Below are 18,557 nucleotides of genomic sequence, written 5' to 3'. Positions count from 1 at the left end.
TCCATGTCCGCCATCAACGCCGTTGAAAAAGGCGCCGCTACCCTCGGTGCACACCTGGTCCGTGACGTCAGCTTGCCGGCCCTGGTCCTGCATCGCGAGGCGCTGGAGCACAACATCCGTTGGATGCAGGATTTTGTCAGCAACAGCGGCGCCCAGTTGGCGCCCCATGGCAAGACCAGCATGATGCCGGCGCTATTCCAGCGCCAACTTGAGGCAGGTGCCTGGGGTATCACGCTGGCCAACGCGGTACAGACCCGCGCCGCCTATGCCGGTGGTGTGCGTCGTGTATTGATGGCCAACCAACTGGTGGGCGCGCCGAACATGGCGTTGATTGCCGAGTTGCTGGCCGACGAGGCGTTTGACTTCCATTGCATGGTCGATCACCCGGACAACGTCGCCGATCTTGGGCGGTTCTTCGCCGCCCGTGGCCTGCGCCTGAACGTGATGATCGAATACGGTGTGGTCGGCGGCCGTTGCGGTTGCCGCAGTGAACAGCAAGTGCGCGACCTGGCCAAGGCGATCAAGGCCCAACCGGCCCTGGCCCTCACCGGCATTGAAGGCTATGAAGGGGTGATCCATGGCGAGCACGCCATCAGTGGCATTCGCGACTTCGCCGCGAGCCTGGTGCGTCTGGCGGTAGACCTGCAAAACAGCGGTTCTTTCGACTTGCCCAAGCCGATCATCACCGCGTCGGGGTCGGCCTGGTACGACCTGATCGCTGAGTCGTTTGAGCAGCAGAACGCTGCCGGCCGTTTCCTCAGCGTACTGCGCCCCGGCAGTTATGTGGCCCATGACCACGGCATCTACAAAGACGCGCAATGCTGCGTGCTCGACCGCCGCACTGATCTCAACGAAGGCCTGCGCCCAGCGCTGGAAGTCTGGGCGCATGTGCAATCGTTGCCTGAGCCTGGCTTTGCGGTGATCGCCATGGGCAAGCGCGATGTGGCTTACGACGCCGGCTTGCCGGTGCCACTCAAGCGTTACAAGGCCGGGATCGTGCCGGCCGAAGGCGATGATGTCAGCGCGTGCAAGGTCACGGCGGTGATGGATCAGCACGCGTTCATGGTGGTGGCGCCGGGGGTCGAGTTGCGGGTCGGCGACATTATGTCCTTCGGTACTTCCCACCCATGCTTGACGTTCGATAAGTGGCAGGTGGGGTGCCTGGTGGATTCAGAGTTGCGCGTGATCGAAAGCCTGCATACCTGCTTCTAGACCGAGTCGCGCAGCGGCCACCCGCCACACCTGAGATCACAAGGCATGAACACAAACCCGCGCATCGCCCTGATCGGCGAATGCATGATCGAACTGCAACACCGCGCCGACGGCAGCCTGCAGCAAAGCTTCGGTGGCGACACCCTGAATACGGCGGTGTACCTGCGCCGCGAGCTGGGCGCTATCGGCAGCGTCGACTACGTCACCGCCTTGGGCGATGACAGTTTCAGCGACGCCATGTGCCGGCAGTGGGCCGACGAGGGCCTGGGGCTGGAAAGGGTCCAGCGCCTGCCTGGGCGGCTGCCCGGTTTGTACTGCATCCAGACCGATGCCGGCGGCGAACGTAAATTCCTGTACTGGCGCAACGAGGCCGCCGTGCGCGAGTGCTTCACTACGCCTGCGGCTGAACCCATTCTGGCGGCGTTACCGGGTTACGACGTGGTGTATTTGAGCGGCATCACCCTGGCGGTAATCGGCGAAGTCGGGCGTGAGCGCTTGCTGCTGGCCTTGATTGAGGCCCGTCGGCGCGGTGCCAAGGTGGTGTTCGACAACAATTACCGGCCGCGCTTGTGGGCCAGTGTCGAGGCGGCGCGCGCGGCGTATCGCCCAGTGCTGGCCGAGGTGGATATCGCCTTGCTGACCGAGGACGACGAGCAGGCGCTGTTTGGTTTTGCCGACAGCGAGCAGGTGTTTGCGGCGTACCCGGAGATTGCCGAAGTGGTGCTCAAGCGCGGCGCGAATGAATGCCTGATCCGTTGCAATGCCGAGCACTTTGCTGTGCCGGCATTGAAGGTCGAGAGGGTAGTGGATACGACGGCGGCGGGGGATTCGTTCAGTGCGGCGTATGTGGCCAGTCGGCTCAAGGGCGGTTCGCCAGAGGAGGCGGCTTTGGCGGGGCATCGGCTGGCGAGTCGGGTGATTCAGGTGCGGGGGGCGTTGATACCGAGGTGAATGGCTGCCTGCTCCGATAGCGGCTCTAAAGCCAACCCCTCAGTCGCGGTAAAACACCTGCACCAGGTGATACCCGAACTTGCTCTTGATCGGCCCGTGCACCACTTTGACCGGTTTCTTGAAGATCACCGCATCAATGGCCCCCACCATCTGCCCAGGCCGCACTTCACCCAAATCCCCGCCGCGCTTGCCGGAGGGGCAGGTGGAGTACTTCTTGGCCAGCACATCAAAGGCTTCACCCTTGGCGATGCGCTGCTTGAGCTGTTCAGCTTCTTCGCTGGTTTTTACCAGGATGTGACGGGCTTGGGCTTTCATAAGGCTCTACCAGGTAGGCGACGGCGCGCGATTATGCCTGAACTGAATCATCGGCGTTGATCATGCTGCGGATTTTAGTGGCGAGCAGGTCAATCGAAAACGGCTTGGCCACCATGTCCATGCCGTCTTCCAGGAAGCCCTGGCGCTCGGCGGCTTTTTCGGCGTAGCCGGTCATGAACAATACCTTGAGGCCAGGTCGACGCTGGCGGGCGATTTCCGCCAGTTGTCGGCCATTCATCCCCGGCAGACCCACATCGGTCACCAGCAAGTCCACGCGCAGGTCCGACTCCAGCAGTGGCAATGCGGTGCGCGAGTCCGCTGCCTGATGAGCGGTGTAGCCGAGTTCGTCGAGCACATTCACCACCAGCATGCGCACCGCCGGGTCGTCCTCCACCACCACCACGGCTTCACCGGCCAATGCCACCGGCGCTTCGCCGAGGCTGGCGGGCAGGCTGCTCTCCAGCGCGGTGCCGTGCAGGCGCGGCAGGTACAGGCGCACGCAGGTGCCCTGGCCCGGTTCGCTCTGGATGGTCACGTGGCCGCCGGACTGCTGGGCAAAGCCGTAGATCATCGACAGCCCCAGGCCGGTGCCCTGGCCGATGGGTTTGGTGGTGAAGAACGGGTCGAACGCCTTGGCCAGGATCTTCGGCGCCATGCCACTGCCGTTGTCGCACACGCCGAGCATCACGTAGTCGCCGGCCTTGACCGGTTCGAGGGTGGTGATGTCGGTGCCGTCCAGGTAACTGTTGGCGGTTTCGATCAGCAGCTCACCGCCATCCGGCATGGCATCGCGGGCGTTGATGACCAGGTTGAGCAGGGCGTTTTCCAATTGGCTGGCATCGGTGTTGACCGGCCAGATGTCTTGGCCCAGTTGCACCTTGAGCGTGATGTGCGCGCCTTTGGTGCGCTGGAACAGGTCCTCCAGGGACGCTACCAATTGGTTTGGGTCCAGTGGCTGGCGATCCAGCGACTGGCGCCGCGAGAAGGCCAGCAGGCGGTGGGTGAGGGCGGCTGCGCGATGGGCCGAAGACACGGCGGCATCGGTAAAACGGCCGATTTCCTCACTGCGCCCGGCGGCGATATAGCGCTGCATCAGGTCGAGGCTGCCGATAATCCCGGTGAGCATGTTGTTGAAGTCGTGGGCAATACCGCCTGTGAGCTGGCCCACGGCTTCCATTTTTTGCGCATGGCGCAATGCGTCTTCGGCGCGCTCACGTTCGTACATTTCGTTTTGCAGGCGCTGGTTGGCTTCGGCCAGCGCCTGGGTGCGCTGGGCCACGCGTTCTTCGAGGTTCTCGTTGAGATGGCGCAGGGCTTCTTCGGTGAGTTTGCGTTCGGTCTCATCGATCACAAAAATGTAAAAGCCATTGACCGAGCCGTCATTGCTGAAGCGCGGCAGGTACTTCATCAGCGCATGGCGCGGCCGCCCGTCGCGATGAGGGGTGACCGTCAGGAAACTGCACGCCTTGCCCTTGAGCGCCGCGGCGATCTTGTCTGCGCGCCCGGCATACACCTCATCGCCCAGCACTTCACGGATGGTCTTGCCGTACAGCTCCTGAGGCGTCATGCCGTACCACTCGAGATAGGCACTATTGTTCAGACGAAAACGTTGTTCGTGGTCGACGTAACCGATCAGCACCGGCATGGCGTTGATGATCAGCTGCAATTCGGTCTGGCTCTGGCGCAGGGCCTGTTCGGTGTTCTTGCGTTCGGTGAGGTCCAGCGCGGCACCTAAAAAGCGCGCCGGGCGACCGTGGCGGTCCTGGTAGCAACGCCCGCGCGCAAACACCCAGCGCACTTGGCCGTCGGCTTGCAACAGGCGGTATTCCTCGGCGTATTCGGTGCCGTGGGTGATGCAGTGCTTGATGCTGCGCGCCACCGTGCCACGGTCTTCGGGGTGGACGCCGTGCAGGTAATCGCTGATCGGCAGCAGGCCGGCGTCGCTGGGGTGAACGCCATGCAGATACGCGAAGTGGGCATCGGCAATAAAGCGGTCTTCGCCGATATCCCAGTCCCAGGTGCCCACGGCGTCGGTGGCCGCCAGGGCAAGTTGCAGGCGTTGCTCGGTGTTGTGCTGGGCCTTGAGGCTGTCTTCGGAGCGTTGCTGCAGTTCAAGGGTTTTACTGCGACGTTCGTTGGTTTCGATGGCGGTGACCAGAATACCCGCCACATCGCCGCTTTCATCGCGAACCGGGCTGTAGGTCAGGTCGAGCCAGATCTCGGTGTCGCGGTGATCGCGTTGCAGCACAAACCGCTGCTCGCTGAAGGTGCGCACCTGGCCGGTGAGCACGGCCTCGTAGATCGGTGCCGTGAAGCTCTCCAGCTCCGGCCACGTCTGGTGCGCCGGCTGGCCCATGGCCTCGGGGTGCTTGTTGCCCGCCAGCAAGGCGAAACCATCGTTGTAGAGTTGGATGAGTTGGCTGCCCCACAGCAGGAGCATCGGCATCGGCGAGTGGACGACGATGTCCACGGCGGTGCGCAGGCTTTGCGGCCAGTCATTGGCCTCACCGAGCGGGCTTCGTGCCCAGTCCAGCCGTGCAATCAACGCTGCGGCTTCGCTAACGGTGGATGTTTCCTTCATAAAAAGCCCTGAGCGTAACGCTTTGAAAAATGACAACACTCATTATCCCGTGAGTCGGGAATGAGTGACTACCCCCAAAAATAGCACGCATTTGGGGGTTGTCTTCAAAGGAGTGCCGGTGGGCTGAAACCTTTCATCTTCACGCCAGCTCGGGGCGGTTGCGAAACTCCTCCAGCGCCTGCGGGTTGGCCAGGGCGTCGGTGTTTTTCACCGGCTCGCCGTGTACCACGTTGCGCACCGCCAGTTCGACGATCTTGCCGCTGAGGGTGCGGGGGATATCCGTGACCGCGACGATCTTGGCCGGTACATGGCGAGGGGTGGTGTTGGCGCGGATCACCTGGCGGATCTGCTGCTCCAGCGCATCATCCAGCGCAACCCCGTCATCGAGGCGCACAAACAGCACCACGCGCACATCGTCCTGCCAGCGTTGGCCGATGGCCAGGCTTTCCAGCACCTGCGGGACTTTGTCCACCTGGCGATAGATCTCCGCCGTGCCGATGCGCACGCCGCCGGGGTTGAGCACCGCGTCGGAGCGTCCGTGGATCAACAGGCTGCCGTTCGGGCGTTGCTCGGCGTAGTCGCCCTGGGCCCAGACGCCGGGGAATTGGCTGAAATAGGACGCGCGCAGCTGCTTTTGATTCGGGTCGTTCCACAAACCGATGGGCATGGCCGGGAAATGCCGGGTACACACCAGTTCGCCTTTTTCACCGATCAAGGGGTGGCCCTGGTCGTCCCACACCTCGATCGCCATCGCCAGGCTCTTGCACTGCATCTCGCCGCGCCGTACCGGCAACACCGGGTTGCCGATCACAAAACAGGAGACGATATCGGTGCCGCCGGACATCGATGACAAACACAGCTCGGCCTTGATTTCGCGGTACACGTAGTCATAGCTCTGCGGCGACAGCGGCGAGCCGGTGGAAATCAGCGTCTTCAGGCTGCTCAAGTCATGGCTGCGGCGCGGTTGCAGCCCGGCTTTTTCCAGGGTGGCGAGGAACTTGGGGCTGGTGCCGAACACGCTGATCCTTTCGGCATCGATCAGGTCGATCAAGCGCTCGGGGCCTGGGTGAAACGGCGAGCCGTCATACAGCACCGCCGTGGCGCCGATCGCCAGCACCGACACCAGCCAGTTCCACATCATCCAGCCGCAGGTGGTGTAGTAGAACAGGCAGTCCTCCCTCGACAAATCGGCATGCAGGCCGTGTTCCTTCAGGTGCGTGAGCAGCACGCCGCCGGTGCCGTGGATGATGCATTTGGGCACGCCGGTGGTGCCGCTGGAGTAGAGGATGTACAGCGGATGGTCGAACGGTACCGCGACGAATTCGGGCTCGCCGCCGGCTTGGTAAAAATCAGCCCACAGCGCCACGTTCGCCTGGGTGTGGTAGTCCTCGACCCGCGCCTGGGGCCGCGCATACGGCAGCACAATCAATTGCTCCAGGGACGGCAGCCGGTCGAGGATCTCATTGAGTTTGCGGCTTTGGTCGATGGTTTTACCGGCATAGCGGTAACCGGCACAGGTGATCAGCACCTTGGGCTCGATTTGACCGAAACGGTCGATGACACCCTGGGTGCCGAAGTCCGGCGAGGAACACGACCAGATCGCGCCCAAACCGGTGGTGGCGAGCATGCCGACCAGGGTTTGCCAAGTGTTGGGCATGCACGCCGCCACGCGGTCGCCCAGGGTGACACCGGCTGCGCGCAGGCTGCGCTGTAAACCGGCGACGTGCTGGGCCAGTTCGGCGTAGGTGAGTTGTTCGCGCTGGCCGTCTTCGCTGATCGCAACCACGGCCGCATGCTCATCGCGCCGACGCAGCAGGTGTTCGGCAAAGTTCAGGGTCGCGCCGGGAAACCACTGCGCGCTGGGCATCTCAAGGTCTTCGACCAGCACTGCGCTGGGCGGGCTGCGAAACTGTACGTCGAAGAACGCTACGATGGCGCGCCAGAAGTCGGGACGCTGGTCGATGCTCCACTGGTGCAGGGCGGGGTAGTCATTGAGCTGCACGTTGTGGCGGTTGTTGATGAAGCGCCGGAACTGGTCCATTCGGCTGTTGGCAATGCGTTCCTGGGAGGGTTGCCAGAGGATGTCGGACATAAGCGAAGTCTCTTTTCTTGTGCAGGTCTTCCAAGCACTGGAATTCTTATGTGGGAGGGGTGGTGTTTGGTCTTATTGGGCCAGCCAACCACCATCGATATTCCACGCGGCCCCACGCACCTGGGCGCCGGCCTCACTGCACAAAAACAACACCAACTCACCCAATTGCGGCGGCGTCACGAACTCCAGCGACGGCTGCTTTTCGGCCAGCAAATCATGCTGCGCCTGTTGCGGGGCCACGCCCGTGGCGATGCGGTCATCGATCTGCTTCTGCACCAGCGGCGTCAGCACCCAGCCCGGGCAAATAGCATTACAGGTCACATTGCTGGTGGCCGTCTCCAGGCCTACCACTTTGGTCAGGCCGATCACGCCATGCTTGGCCGCCACATAGGCGGCCTTGCCCACGGAGCCGACCTGGCCGTGCACCGAGGCAATATTGACGATACGCCCCCAGCCCTTGGCCTTCATGCCCGGCAGGCTCAAGCGTGTGCTGTGGAACACCGAAGAAAGGTTGATGGCAATGATCGAGTCCCAACGTTCGGCCGGGAAGTCTTCCACGGCGGCCACGTGCTGGATCCCCGCATTGTTGACCAGGATGTCCACGCCGCCGAATTCGCGCTCGGCGTAGGCGAGCATGTCGGCGATTTGCGCCGGGTCACTGACATCCGCCGGGTGATGCCCGACCTTGCCGCCAAACGCCTGCACTTGGGCGATCACCGCACTGGCATCGCCGAAGCCGTTGAGAATCAGGTTGGCGCCGGCCTTGGCCAGGCTGAGGGCGATCCCCAGGCCGATGCCGCTGGTGGAACCGGTGACCAGCGCGGTCTTGCCGTTCAATGTCGTCATACAAACCTCACACAATGCCGGTGGCATAGAAAGTAGCGATCACCACGAACACCGCAAGCGTCTTGATGATCGTGATGCCAAAAATATCCTTGTAGGCTTCGCGGTGGGTCAGCCCGGTGACCGCGAGCAAGGTGATCACCGCGCCGTTGTGGGGCAGGGTGTCCATGCCGCCGCTGGCCATGGCCGCGACCCGGTGCAGCACTTCAAGAGGAATATTGGCCGCGTGGGCCGCCGAAATAAAACTCTCGGACATGGCCGCCAAGGCGATGCTCATGCCGCCCGAGGCGGAACCGGTGATGCCCGCCAACAGGGTCACGGTAATCGCTTCGTTGACCAGCGGGTTGGGGATGCCCTTGAGCCAGTCCGCCAGCACCAGAAAGCCCGGCAGCGAGGCAATCACCGCGCCAAAGCCGTACTCCGAAGCGGTGTTCATCGCCGCCAGCAGCGCACCGCTGACCGCACTTTTACTGCCCTCGGCCAGCTTGCTCTTGATCGCCGAAAAGCCGAACACCAGCACCACGATAATCCCCACCAGCAACGCCGCCTGCACCGCCCAGATCGCGGTGAGCTTGGCGATATCTGTGGTCACCGGGGTGCTCATGCCCGGCAGGCTGAGGCTATGGGTCTTGCCGTACCACAGCGGGATCCAGCGGGTGAACAACAGGTTCATCACGCCGACCAGGATCAGTGGCGACAGCGCGACCCATGGGTTGGGCAGGCTCAGGTTTTCGGCGGTTTCCGGTTCGTTGCGCAGTTCGGTGCCATAGCCCTCGCCGGCGCGCTGCGCCTTGTTGCGTTGGCGTGCCAGGTAGAGCATGCCGGCGCAGAACACGAAAACCGTACCGATCAAGCCCAGCCAAGGCGCAGCCCAGGCGGTGGTGTTGAAGAAGGTGCTGGGGATGATGTTCTGGATCTGCGGCGTGCCGGGCAGGGCGTCCATGGTGAACGAAAACGCACCGAGGGCGATGGTCGCCGGGATCAGGCGCTTGGGGATATTGCTCTGGCGGAACATCTCCGCCGCGAACGGGTACACCGCAAACACCACCACAAACAGCGACACGCCGCCGTAGGTGAGCAGGGCGCAGACCAGCACGATCACCAGCATCGCCTGGCGCGTGCCGAGCAAGCGGATCGCGGCCGCGACAATCGAGCGCGAAAAGCCCGACAGCTCGATCAGCTTGCCGAACACCGCACCGAGCAGGAACACCGGGAAATACAGTTTGATGAACCCGACCATTTTCTCCATGAATACCCCCGTAAAGGCCGGGGCAACGGCGGACGGGTCGGTGAGCAGCACGGCGCCGAGGGCGGCGATGGGGGCGAACAGGATAACGCTATAGCCACGGTAGGCAGCCAGCATCAGCAGCGCCAGGGCTGCCAGGGCAATGATCACACTCATGGTGTGTCTCCAGATTGGATTGTTATTTTTGTGGGATGGTGCTTTGGGGAGGGCTATAGCGAGATTTGTGCCAGTTAGTTAACGTATTGATATTAAAAGGTATTTTTCGGTACTTCGAAGCGATCTCGAAAGAATATCTCATTTTAGAGACATGCATGAATCAACTGTGGGAGGGGGCTTGCTCCCAATTGCGGTGGGTCAGCTAGCTAATACAGTGACTTTCATACCGCTATCGGGAGCAAGCGTCCTCCCACAGGGTTTGTCTTTATATGGAGAATTTAGTCTCTTTACTGAGAATCGTTGATGCCCAGTGCGACCATTTTCTTGTACAGGGTCGACCGCCCCAGCCCCAACCGGTTGGCAGCCTCCACCACATTCCCCTCACAAGCCTTGAGCGCCGCCGCGATCACTTGCCGGTCGAAGCGCTCCCGCGCCGCCATAAACGTTTCGCCCTCAACCGGCGCCACGCCAGTGCCGCGTTCCACCGGGCTGAACGTGCCAATCGCCGCGCGAATCTCTCCCGCATTCAACACCAGGTCATCACTTAACAATGCGGCACGCTCCAACACGTTGCGCAACTCGCGGATATTCCCCGGCCACGCATGTTGCGCGAGCAGGGCCAGCGCTTCGCGATCCAGTTCATGCTGGCTGCGCAACTCTTCCAGGATCGCCTCGCTCAACGCAGGAATATCCTCCAAGCGCTCACGCAACGGCGGCACCTGGATCGGCAGCACATTCAGGCGGTAATACAAGTCCGCGCGGAACTCGCCACGTTTGATCGCCGCTTCCAGGTCCATCGACGTGGCAGCAATCACCCGCACATCGCTGTGCAGCATTTCGTTGGAGCCGACCGGCTCGAACTCCTTCTCCTGCAATACCCGCAGCAGCTTGCTTTGCAGCGGCAAGGGCATGTCGCCGATTTCATCGAGAAACAGCGTGCCGCCCTGGGCGATCTGAAACTTGCCGGGACGCCCTTTGCGGTCGGCGCCGGTAAACGCACCGGGCGCAGTGCCGAAAAATTCGGCCTCCAACAGATCATGGGGAATGGCGGCACTGTTGATGCTGACGAAAGCTTTGTGGGCGCGGGGCGATGCACCATGAATGGCCTGGGCGAGCAGTTCTTTACCGGTGCCGGTTTCCCCCAGCAGCAGCACCGGCGACTCGGCGCTCGCGCTGCGCCGGGCGCGGCGCTTGACTTCGAGGCTGGCGGCGCTGGTGCCGATAAAGTGCGCGAAATTGTATTTGCTCTGGCGTGCGCGCAGCAGCGAGCGGGTAGAGGCCAGCTCCTGCTGCATGCTCAGGTAGCGCTCGATCAATGGCGACAGGTTGCGCAGTTCGTCGAACAGCGCAAAACCAATCGCCCCGATCACCTCGCCGGCATCGTCGTGGATCGGCAGGCGCATTACCACCAGCGGGCCTTTGGGCGTGTCCTGGATATCCAGCAAAATCGGCCGGTCGGTGCGCACGACCTGGCGCAACAGGCTGTTGGAGATCACCTGTTCGCACGCTTGGCCGATGGCTTCTTCGGCGCTTTTGAGGCCGAAGCGCTTGGCGTAGCGCTCGTTCATCCAGACGATATTCGCGTCACGGTCGACAATCACCGTGCCTTCGCTGGACTGCTCGATGATCTCGAACAGCGACTGGATGGCCAGCCCGCGAACGTGTTGGTAGTCCGTCAGGCGGCTGTTCATGTCGACAGCCCACACGCGGCGGCCAGCAGCTCCTGGGTGTAGGGATGCTGTGGCGATTCAAATACGGCATGGCTCGCGCCGTGCTCCACCACCTTGCCATCCTTGATCACGATCATGTCATGGGCCATGGCGCGCACCACCGCCAGGTCATGGCTGATGAACAAGTAGGTCAGGCCGTATTTTTCCTGAAGCTCACGCAACAGCGCGACCACCTGTTTTTGTACCGTGCGGTCCAGCGCGGAGGTCGGCTCATCCAACAGCATCAGCGCCGGCTTGAGTACCAAAGCGCGGGCGATGGCGATGCGCTGGCGCTGGCCTCCGGAAAACTCATGGGGGTAGCGGTGGCGGCTGGCCGGGTCGAGGCCCACATCCTTGAGCACCTGGATCACTTGGGCGTCGCGCTCGGCCAGGCTGCACGGCGCATGCACTTGCAGGCCTTCGCTGATGATCTGCTGCACCGACATGCGCGGGCTGAGGCTGCCGTAAGGGTCCTGGAACACCACCTGCATCTGCTTGCGCCACGGGCGCATCTGTTGGTGGTTGAGCGGGTCAAGGGCATGGCCCTGGAAGCGGATGCTGCCGGTGGAGTCGAGTAAACGCAGGATCGCCTGGCCCAGGGTGGACTTGCCCGAGCCGGACTCGCCGACAATCCCCAGGGTCTTGCCGCGCTGCACGCTGAGGCTGATGCCATTCACCGCGTGCAAATAGGTCTTGCGCCGAAACAGCCCGCCGCCGAGGGGGAAGTGCACGTTCAGGTCGTTGACTTCCAGCACGGTTTCGCGCGGGTCGGCACACAACACGTCGCCGGAAGGCTCGGCGTCCAGCAACAGACGGCTGTAGGGGTGTTGCGGTGCGGTGAACAAGGTCTCGCATGCGGCCTGCTCGACGATTTCGCCGGCGCGCATCACGCACACGCGTTGGGCAATGCTGCGCACCAGGTTGAGGTCATGGCTGATCAGCAACAGCGACATGCCCAGGCGTTGTTGCAGCGACTTGAGCAGCAACAGGATCTTGCGTTGCACGGTCACGTCCAGCGCGGTGGTGGGCTCGTCGGCGATCAGCAGTTCCGGCTCGCAGGCCAGGGCCATGGCGATCATCACCCGCTGGCGTTGGCCGCCGGACAACTGGTGCGGGTAGGCCTTGAGGCGTTCCTGGGGTTTCTGGATACCCACCAGTTCAAGCAGTTCGAGGATGCGCGCCTGCGCCGCCTTACCGCCCAGGCCCTTGTGCAGCAGCAGGGTTTCGCCGATTTGCTTTTCGATGCTGTGCAGCGGGTTTAGCGACGTCATCGGCTCCTGGAAAATCATTGCAATGCGGTTGCCGCGCAGTTTTTGCAGCGTGGCGGTGGATGCGCCGATCAACTCCTGTTCGCGATACTTGATGGAACCGGTGGTGTGGGTGCCGGCCTCGGGCAGCAGTTGCAGGATCGAATGGGCGGTGACTGACTTGCCCGAGCCGGACTCGCCCACCAGCGCCAAGCATTCGCCGGGGCGCACGTCCAGGCACAGGTTGCGCACCACGGTCTGGCCGCTGAAGGCGACGTTGAGGTCGCGTATTTCGATCAGGTTCATAGGGGCTCACTCATGAACGTGGGTCGAAGGCGTCACGCAACGCCTCGCCGATAAAGACCAGCAGCGACAGGATCAGCGCCAGGGTGAAAAACGCCGTCAAACCCAGCCAGGGCGCTTGCAGGTTCTGCTTGCCCTGGGCGATCAGCTCGCCCAGCGAGGCGCTGCCGGCGGGCATGCCGAACCCGAGGAAATCCAAGGCACTGAGGGTGGAAATCGCCCCGGTCAGGATAAACGGCAGGTAGCTCAACGTGGCGGTCATCGCATTGGGCAGGATGTGCCGACGGATGATCTTGCCATCGCCCAGGCCCAACGCGCGTGCCGCCTTGACGTACTCCAGGTTGCGCCCGCGCAGGAATTCGGCGCGCACCACGTCCACCAGCGCCAGCCAGGAAAACAGCGCCATGATCCCCAGTAACCACCAGAAGTTCGGCTCGACGAACCCTGACAGGATAATCAGCAGGTACAGCACCGGCAGGCCCGACCACACCTCCAGAACGCGCTGGCCGAGCAAGTCGACCCAGCCGCCGTAGTAGCCCTGCAAGGCCCCGGCGGCAATGCCGATGGCCGCGCTGATCGCGGTGAGCGCCAAGGCGAACAGGATCGATACGCGCGCGCCGAAGATCACCCGTGCGAGCACATCGCGGGACTGATCATCGGTGCCCAGCCAGTTTACCGCCGAGGGCGGGCTGGGGGCAGGGCGGGTCAGTTCGTAGTTGGGCGTGTCGTCGCTGAACGGGATGGGTGGGAACAGCATCCAGCCACCGTCCTGCTTGATCAGCTTTTGCACGTAATCGCTGCGGTAATCCGCCTGAAAGGGCAACTGGCCGCCAAACTGCTGCTCGGTGTAGCGCTTGAATGCCGGGAAATACAGCGCGTTCTGGTAGCTGAGCACCAACGGTTTGTCGTTGGCGATCAACTCGCCGCCGAGGGTCAGGATAAACAGGCCGATAAACAGCCACAGCGACCACCAGCCCCGGCGGTTCTTCTTGAAACGCTCAAAACGCCGACGGGCCACGGGAGATAAATTGAGCATCAGGCGTTCCTCGCGGCGAAGTCGATACGCGGGTCCACCAGGGTGTAGCACAGATCACCGATCAGTTTTATCAAGAGGCCGAACAGGGTGAAGATAAACAGCGAACCAAACACCACCGGGTAATCCCGCGAAACGGCGGCTTCATAGCTCATGCGGCCCAGGCCATCGAGGGAGAAGATCACTTCAATCAACAGCGAGCCGGCGAAGAACACGCTGATGAACGCCTGGGGAATTCCGGAGATCACCAACAGCATGGCGTTACGGAACACATGACCGTACAGCACGCGCCGCTCGCTCAAGCCCTTGGCCCGCGCGGTGACCACGTACTGGCGGGTGATCTCATTGAGAAACGAGTTCTTGGTAAGGATGGTCAGCGTGGCGAACCCGCCGATCACCAGGGACGTCACCGGCAGCACCAGGTGCCAGAAGTAGTCGGCAATCTTGCCCACGGTGCTCAGCTCTTCGAAATTTTCCGAGACCAGGCCACGCACCGGGAACCAGTTCAGCGAGGTGCCACCGGCGAACACCACGATCAGGAACATCGCGAACAGGAACGCGGGCATCGCATAGCCGATCACGATCGCGGTGCTGCTCCACACGTCAAAGCTGCTGCCATGGCGCACCGCTTTGCGAATGCCCAGGGGGATCGACACCAGATAGGTGATCAGCGTGGCCCACAGGCCCAGGGAGATAGTGACGGGCATTTTTTCCAGGATCAGATCGATCACCGTCTTGCCACGGAAAAAACTGTTGCCGAAGTCCAGTTGAGCGTAGCTCTTGAGCATCAGCCACAGGCGTTCCGGCGCGGGCTTGTCGAAACCGTACTGTTTTTCGATGTCCTTGATCAGCTTTGGGTCCAGGCCACGGCTGGCGCGTGAACCACTGCTCACACCTTCGCCGGAAGAGCCGCCGACACCACCGCCGCCAATCCCTTGCAGGTGGGCGATGGCCTGTTCCACCGGGCCACCGGGGGCGGCCTGCACGATCACGAAATTCACCAGCAGGATGATCACCAGGGTCGGGATGATCAGCAGCAGGCGGCGCACGATATACGCAAACATCAGCGTGCCCCTCCGCGTTTTTTCAGCTCGGCGTTCATTTGCTCATGGGTCAGTGGCGTGGGGCTGATTTCCCACCAGGTTTCCAGGGCTTCGTCGTTCTTGGCCTCGATGGCCGGGCGACCGAAGCGGTTCCACCACGCGGCGGAGGTGCCGGGCGGGTAGTAATTGGGGATCCACAGGTAATTCCATTGCAGCACCCGGTCCAGGGCATGGGCGTAGGTGAGCATCTGCGCCTGGGTGTCCGCTTTGACCAGGCCCTTGATCAACGTGTCGACGGCGGGGTCCTTGAGCACCATGTAGTTGTTGGCGCCCGGATCGAAGGCTGCGCTTGAACCGAAATAGTTGTACAGCTCCATGCCTGGCGAGGTGGTGACCGGAAAACCGGTGACGATCATGTCGTAGTCCCGCGCCATCAAACGGTTGACGTACTGGGAGGAATCGATGCGACGGATGTTCAGGGTAATGCCGATCTGCGCCAGGTTGCGCTTGTAGGGCAGCAACAGGCGCTCAAGGCCCGCCTGGGCGTTGAGAAAGGTAAATTCCAACGGCTCACCTTCGGCATTTACCAACCGGTCACCGTCCGGTTTCCAGCCGGCCTCTTCCAGCAGCGCCAGTGCTTGCAATTGCTTGTCGCGGATCATGCCGCTGCCATCGGTGACCGGCGCCTTGAACACCTGGGTAAAGACTTCCTCGGGCACTTGCCCGCGCAACGGCTCGAGAATCGCCAGTTCTTCCTTCGTGGGCAACTGGCTGGCGGCCAACGGACTGTTGGAGAAAAAGCTCTGCTGGCGGATGTACATATTGCGCATCATCTGCCGGTTGGCCCATTCGAAGTCCCACAACATTGCCAGTGCCTGGCGTACGCGGCGGTCCTTGAACATCGGCTTCTGCACGTTGAACACATAGCCCTGGGCCGGTTGTGGCATTTCCTTGGCCAAATGCGCGCGTTGCAAGCGGCCATCGTCAAGGGCCGGCCCGTTGTAGCCGATGGAATAGCCGGTGGCGGAGAACTCACGGTTGAAATCGTAGGCGCCGCCGCGCAGTACCTGGCGAGCCACCTCGGTATCGCCGAAATACTCCAGGCTCAGGTGATCGAAGTTGTAAAGGCCGCGACTCACCGGCAGGTCCTTGCCCCACCAGTCCGGGTCGCGGGTAAACGTGATGGTGTTGCCGGCGTCGACTTTACTGACCTTGTACGGGCCGCTGCCCAGCGGCGCTTCGTAGCCGCCGCCATTGGCAAAATCGCGGGTTTTCCACCAGTGCTCGGGGAACACCGGCAGCGTGGCGATATCCAGGGGCAGGGTGCGGTTTTCATTGCTGGAAAAGTCGAAGCGCACTTGGCGCTCGCTTTCCACTTCAACGTGCTTTACGTCGGCGAACAACGTGCGAAAGCGCAGGCTGCCTTGGGTCATCAACACATCAAAGCTGTAGCGCACGTCTTCGGCGGTGATGGGCTTGCCGTCGGCAAAGCGCGCCTTGGGGTTCAGGTAGAAGCGCAGCGACAGGCCGTCATCGGCGCGATCCATCTTTTCGGCGACCAGGCCGTAGACCGTATAGGGTTCGTCCAGGGAGCGCAGGGCCAGGGGCGCATACAGCCAGCCATCGACCTGCGACACGCCGATACCTTTGTCTATATAGGGCAGCACATGGTCAAAACGCCCGATCTCAATCGCCGAGCGCCGCAGGCTGCCGCCCTTGGGGGCATTGGGGTTGGCATAGTCGAAATGGGTGAAACCGGCAGGGTACTTGGCCGCTTCGCCATACACCGTAAGGTACGGTTGTGGCGCCGCGATCACGGCGGCACTGGCCAGCAGCAGGGCGAGGGTGGAGCTCAATAGGGTCGAAAAGGCCAATCGCATTATCAGTCTTGAACGCCGGGTGAAGAAGAATAAGGATTTGTACGCTAACGGCATCAGCGTCGCCAGTCATCACATGCACAACGGCCCACCAAAAGGCGGGCCGTTGTTTCAAGCATCATCCAGGCATCAGTCCTGACGGCTGGTGACTTCCAACAGGTGGTAGCCGAACTGGGTCTTGACCGGGCCTTGCACGGTATTGACCGGAGCGCTGAATACCACGGTGTCGAATTCTTTAACCATCTGGCCTGGACCGAACGAACCCAGGTTGCCGCCGTCGCGGCTTGATGGGCAGCTGGAGTTGGCTTTGGCGATCTCTGCGAAATCAGCGCCGCCTTCGATTTGGGCCTTGAGTTCGTTGCACTTGTCTTCAGTGGAAACGAGGATGTGACGGGCGGTGGCTTTGGCCATGGTGGGTAACTCCTTGAATGAAAAGGGTGAGCGTACCGGATTCAGGCGGTTATTTCCCGGCAAAGTTCCCATGGATTGCCTGGGCGGCGCAGTTGGGCGCTCAACCCAGGACGATATAGTCGTTCTGCCGGATGATGGGATGGTGCGGGTCTTGCACCAGATGCAGGTAACGACCGTCCACCAGGTCGATCGGCAGGCAGTCATCAATGTCCATCACCGCATCCGTATGCGCCTGAGACCAATGCCGCAGCATCTGTTGCTTGCCCTTGCTCTTGGCTTCCTGTTTGTTACGGGCGACCACCAGTAAATAGTGGTGCGCCTCACCGAAACTGTCGGCTTCATAACCGCCCAGGTTGATGAAGTACAGATGATGCGCACCCGCTTGTGGCGCCAGATGGCTGAGTTCGATTTTCCACCCGTCGACGCCATCCACGGCCATCCACGAATCAATGTGCATGCCCTTGGGGCTGCCGAACCACGCATCACGCAGTTGTGGGTAGGTGGCTTGCAGCGTGTCCGCGACGGCAAACACCACATCATGCACTTCGATCCTGGCCCGTGGGTGCTTGCCCCCGAGCATAACGACAAACAGCATTGCAGGTCCTTCCTGGCGACTTGGCAGACGCCAACCATACTTCGGTTGAACCCTTTTGTCCGGTCAATGCCACACTGTTAACCCGCGAACTCATCAGGAGGTTGTTATGCGTACCATCGATCTGGCGGGTGTGCCCGTCCCTGTCATTGGCCAGGGCACCTGGCGCATGGGCGAAGACCCGAGCCGGCGCCGGGAGGAAGTCGCTGCGTTGCAACTGGGAATCGACGAAGGCATGACCCTGATCGATACCGCTGAAATGTACGGCGAGGGTGGCGCTGAAGAGGTCGTCGGTGAAGCCATTCGTGGCAAGCGTGACCAGGTGTTCCTGGTGAGCAAGGTGTACCCGCACAATGCCAGCCACAAGGGCGTTCCGCGCGCCTGCGACGCCAGCCTGCGGCGCCTGGGTAGCGACCATATCGATTTGTACCTGCTGCATTGGCGGGGCCAATACCCCCTTGAAGAAACCGTCGAAGCCTTCGAACGCCTGCGCGAGGCCGGCAAGATCGGCCGCTGGGGCGTCTCCAACTTTGACGTGGCCGACCTGCAGGAGCTCGCATCCCCGGCCTGCGCCACCAATCAGGTGCTCTACAACATCCAAGAGCGCGGTATCGAATTTGACCTGTTGCCCTGGTGGCAACAGCACCATTTGCCGTTGATGGCGTACTGCCCGATCGCGCAGGGCGGCGAACTGTTGTCCAGCCCGACCCTCAAGCAGATTGCCCAGCGCCACGACGTCACACCCGCCCAGGTTTCCCTGGCCTGGGTTTTGCGCCAGGACGGCGTAATCGCCATTCCCAAGGCGGTAACGCCGGAGCATGTGCGGCTTAACGCGGCCGCCGCCAACCTGGTGCTCGACGAGCACGACCTGGACGCGATCGACCGTGTGTTTGGCGCGCCCAAGCGCAAGCACCCTTTGGCGATGGTGTAGCGGCTGGGCAGAAAC

15 protein-coding genes are annotated in these 18,557 nt (G+C 62.0%); 3 read left to right on the top strand and 12 right to left on the bottom strand.

Annotation, left to right across the window (positions count from 1 at the left end; genetic code table 11):
* The first annotated feature begins 3 nt into the window (after positions 1-3).
* Both AB4N98_RS00955 and AB4N98_RS00950 read left to right on the top strand, forming a co-directional pair.
* Positions 4-1,212, top strand: coding sequence for an amino acid deaminase (locus AB4N98_RS00955; protein WP_065878352.1), 1,209 nt, complete (start codon positions 4-6; stop codon positions 1,210-1,212).
* 45 nt (positions 1,213-1,257) lie between these two features.
* Positions 1,258-2,163 carry a sugar kinase gene (locus tag AB4N98_RS00950; protein ID WP_137220263.1) on the top strand — a complete coding sequence of 302 codons (906 nt, stop codon included), beginning with the start codon at positions 1,258-1,260 and terminating at the stop codon, positions 2,161-2,163.
* Positions 2,164-2,202: 39 nt separating this feature from the next.
* Here AB4N98_RS00950 and AB4N98_RS00945 read toward each other — a convergent pair whose 3' ends face one another.
* From AB4N98_RS00945 to AB4N98_RS00890, 12 genes are all read right to left on the bottom strand, one after another.
* Positions 2,203-2,478 carry a peptidylprolyl isomerase gene (locus AB4N98_RS00945; RefSeq protein ID WP_003174397.1) on the bottom strand — a complete coding sequence of 92 codons (276 nt, stop codon included), beginning with the start codon at positions 2,476-2,478 and terminating at the stop codon, positions 2,203-2,205.
* 31 nt (positions 2,479-2,509) lie between these two features.
* Entirely contained in the window at positions 2,510-5,059 is a 2,550-nt protein-coding gene (locus tag AB4N98_RS00940) for a PAS domain-containing protein (protein WP_026067271.1), read from the bottom strand.
* A 139-nt stretch (positions 5,060-5,198) separates the two neighbouring features.
* Positions 5,199-7,151, bottom strand: coding sequence for an acetoacetate--CoA ligase (locus tag AB4N98_RS00935; RefSeq protein WP_267864463.1), 1,953 nt, complete (start codon positions 7,149-7,151; stop codon positions 5,199-5,201).
* 72 nt (positions 7,152-7,223) lie between these two features.
* Positions 7,224-7,997 (bottom strand): 3-hydroxybutyrate dehydrogenase, encoded by a 774-nt coding sequence (locus AB4N98_RS00930; RefSeq protein ID WP_068934770.1) that lies wholly within the window; start codon positions 7,995-7,997, stop codon positions 7,224-7,226.
* A 7-nt stretch (positions 7,998-8,004) separates the two neighbouring features.
* Positions 8,005-9,396, bottom strand: coding sequence for a GntP family permease (locus AB4N98_RS00925; RefSeq protein WP_017527984.1), 1,392 nt, complete (start codon positions 9,394-9,396; stop codon positions 8,005-8,007).
* Between the two features lie 287 nt (positions 9,397-9,683).
* Complete coding sequence (locus AB4N98_RS00920; RefSeq protein ID WP_065878360.1) at positions 9,684-11,087, bottom strand: sigma-54 interaction domain-containing protein; 1,404 nt, start codon at positions 11,085-11,087, stop codon at positions 9,684-9,686.
* Entirely contained in the window at positions 11,084-12,658 is a 1,575-nt protein-coding gene (locus tag AB4N98_RS00915; protein ID WP_065878363.1) for an ABC transporter ATP-binding protein, read from the bottom strand. The genes AB4N98_RS00920 and AB4N98_RS00915 overlap by 4 nt, the downstream gene beginning before the upstream one ends.
* 10 nt (positions 12,659-12,668) lie before the next feature.
* Positions 12,669-13,691: an ABC transporter permease gene (locus AB4N98_RS00910; protein WP_017527981.1), complete on the bottom strand. Its 1,023-nt coding sequence runs from the start codon at positions 13,689-13,691 to the stop codon at positions 12,669-12,671.
* Positions 13,691-14,752, bottom strand: a complete 1,062-nt coding sequence (locus AB4N98_RS00905) for a microcin C ABC transporter permease YejB (protein WP_017527980.1) — start codon at positions 14,750-14,752, stop codon at positions 13,691-13,693. Before AB4N98_RS00905 ends, AB4N98_RS00910 begins: the two co-directional genes overlap by 1 nt.
* Entirely contained in the window at positions 14,752-16,611 is a 1,860-nt protein-coding gene (locus tag AB4N98_RS00900; protein WP_017527979.1) for an extracellular solute-binding protein, read from the bottom strand. Before AB4N98_RS00900 ends, AB4N98_RS00905 begins: the two co-directional genes overlap by 1 nt.
* 126 nt (positions 16,612-16,737) lie before the next feature.
* On the bottom strand, positions 16,738-17,019 hold the full coding sequence (locus AB4N98_RS00895; RefSeq protein ID WP_010210937.1) for a peptidylprolyl isomerase: 282 nt from the start codon (positions 17,017-17,019) through the stop codon (positions 16,738-16,740).
* 100 nt (positions 17,020-17,119) lie between these two features.
* Positions 17,120-17,614 carry a DUF1543 domain-containing protein gene (locus AB4N98_RS00890; protein WP_017527978.1) on the bottom strand — a complete coding sequence of 165 codons (495 nt, stop codon included), beginning with the start codon at positions 17,612-17,614 and terminating at the stop codon, positions 17,120-17,122.
* A 106-nt stretch (positions 17,615-17,720) separates the two neighbouring features.
* Between AB4N98_RS00890 and AB4N98_RS00885 the strand changes: the two genes are divergently transcribed.
* On the top strand, positions 17,721-18,542 hold the full coding sequence (locus tag AB4N98_RS00885; protein WP_017527977.1) for an aldo/keto reductase: 822 nt from the start codon (positions 17,721-17,723) through the stop codon (positions 18,540-18,542).
* Positions 18,543-18,557 lie beyond the last annotated feature (15 nt).

The sequence above is a fragment of the Pseudomonas sp. S3_E10 genome (assembly GCF_054667615.1).
The sequence above is the reverse complement of the archived record's forward strand: the minus strand, read 5'-3'. Positions and strand labels throughout refer to the sequence as shown.

What these genes read in the sequence shown, in the direction of transcription:
- AB4N98_RS00915 (WP_065878363.1), bottom strand. Translation starts at nt 12,658, where the DNA reads ATGAACCTGATCGAAATACGCGACCTCAACGTCGCCTTCAGCGGCCAG.
- AB4N98_RS00950 (WP_137220263.1), top strand. Translation starts at nt 1,258, where the DNA reads ATGAACACAAACCCGCGCATCGCCCTGATCGGCGAATGCATGATCGAA.
- AB4N98_RS00940 (WP_026067271.1), bottom strand. Translation starts at nt 5,059, where the DNA reads ATGAAGGAAACATCCACCGTTAGCGAAGCCGCAGCGTTGATTGCACGG.
- AB4N98_RS00905 (WP_017527980.1), bottom strand. Translation starts at nt 14,752, where the DNA reads ATGTTTGCGTATATCGTGCGCCGCCTGCTGCTGATCATCCCGACCCTG.
- AB4N98_RS00910 (WP_017527981.1), bottom strand. Translation starts at nt 13,691, where the DNA reads ATGCTCAATTTATCTCCCGTGGCCCGTCGGCGTTTTGAGCGTTTCAAG.
- AB4N98_RS00920 (WP_065878360.1), bottom strand. Translation starts at nt 11,087, where the DNA reads ATGAACAGCCGCCTGACGGACTACCAACACGTTCGCGGGCTGGCCATC.
- AB4N98_RS00925 (WP_017527984.1), bottom strand. Translation starts at nt 9,396, where the DNA reads ATGAGTGTGATCATTGCCCTGGCAGCCCTGGCGCTGCTGATGCTGGCT.
- AB4N98_RS00935 (WP_267864463.1), bottom strand. Translation starts at nt 7,151, where the DNA reads ATGTCCGACATCCTCTGGCAACCCTCCCAGGAACGCATTGCCAACAGC.
- AB4N98_RS00955 (WP_065878352.1), top strand. Translation starts at nt 4, where the DNA reads ATGTCCGCCATCAACGCCGTTGAAAAAGGCGCCGCTACCCTCGGTGCA.
- AB4N98_RS00930 (WP_068934770.1), bottom strand. Translation starts at nt 7,997, where the DNA reads ATGACGACATTGAACGGCAAGACCGCGCTGGTCACCGGTTCCACCAGC.
- AB4N98_RS00895 (WP_010210937.1), bottom strand. Translation starts at nt 17,019, where the DNA reads ATGGCCAAAGCCACCGCCCGTCACATCCTCGTTTCCACTGAAGACAAG.
- AB4N98_RS00900 (WP_017527979.1), bottom strand. Translation starts at nt 16,611, where the DNA reads ATGCGATTGGCCTTTTCGACCCTATTGAGCTCCACCCTCGCCCTGCTG.
- AB4N98_RS00885 (WP_017527977.1), top strand. Translation starts at nt 17,721, where the DNA reads ATGCGTACCATCGATCTGGCGGGTGTGCCCGTCCCTGTCATTGGCCAG.
- AB4N98_RS00890 (WP_017527978.1), bottom strand. Translation starts at nt 17,614, where the DNA reads ATGCTGTTTGTCGTTATGCTCGGGGGCAAGCACCCACGGGCCAGGATC.
- AB4N98_RS00945 (WP_003174397.1), bottom strand. Translation starts at nt 2,478, where the DNA reads ATGAAAGCCCAAGCCCGTCACATCCTGGTAAAAACCAGCGAAGAAGCT.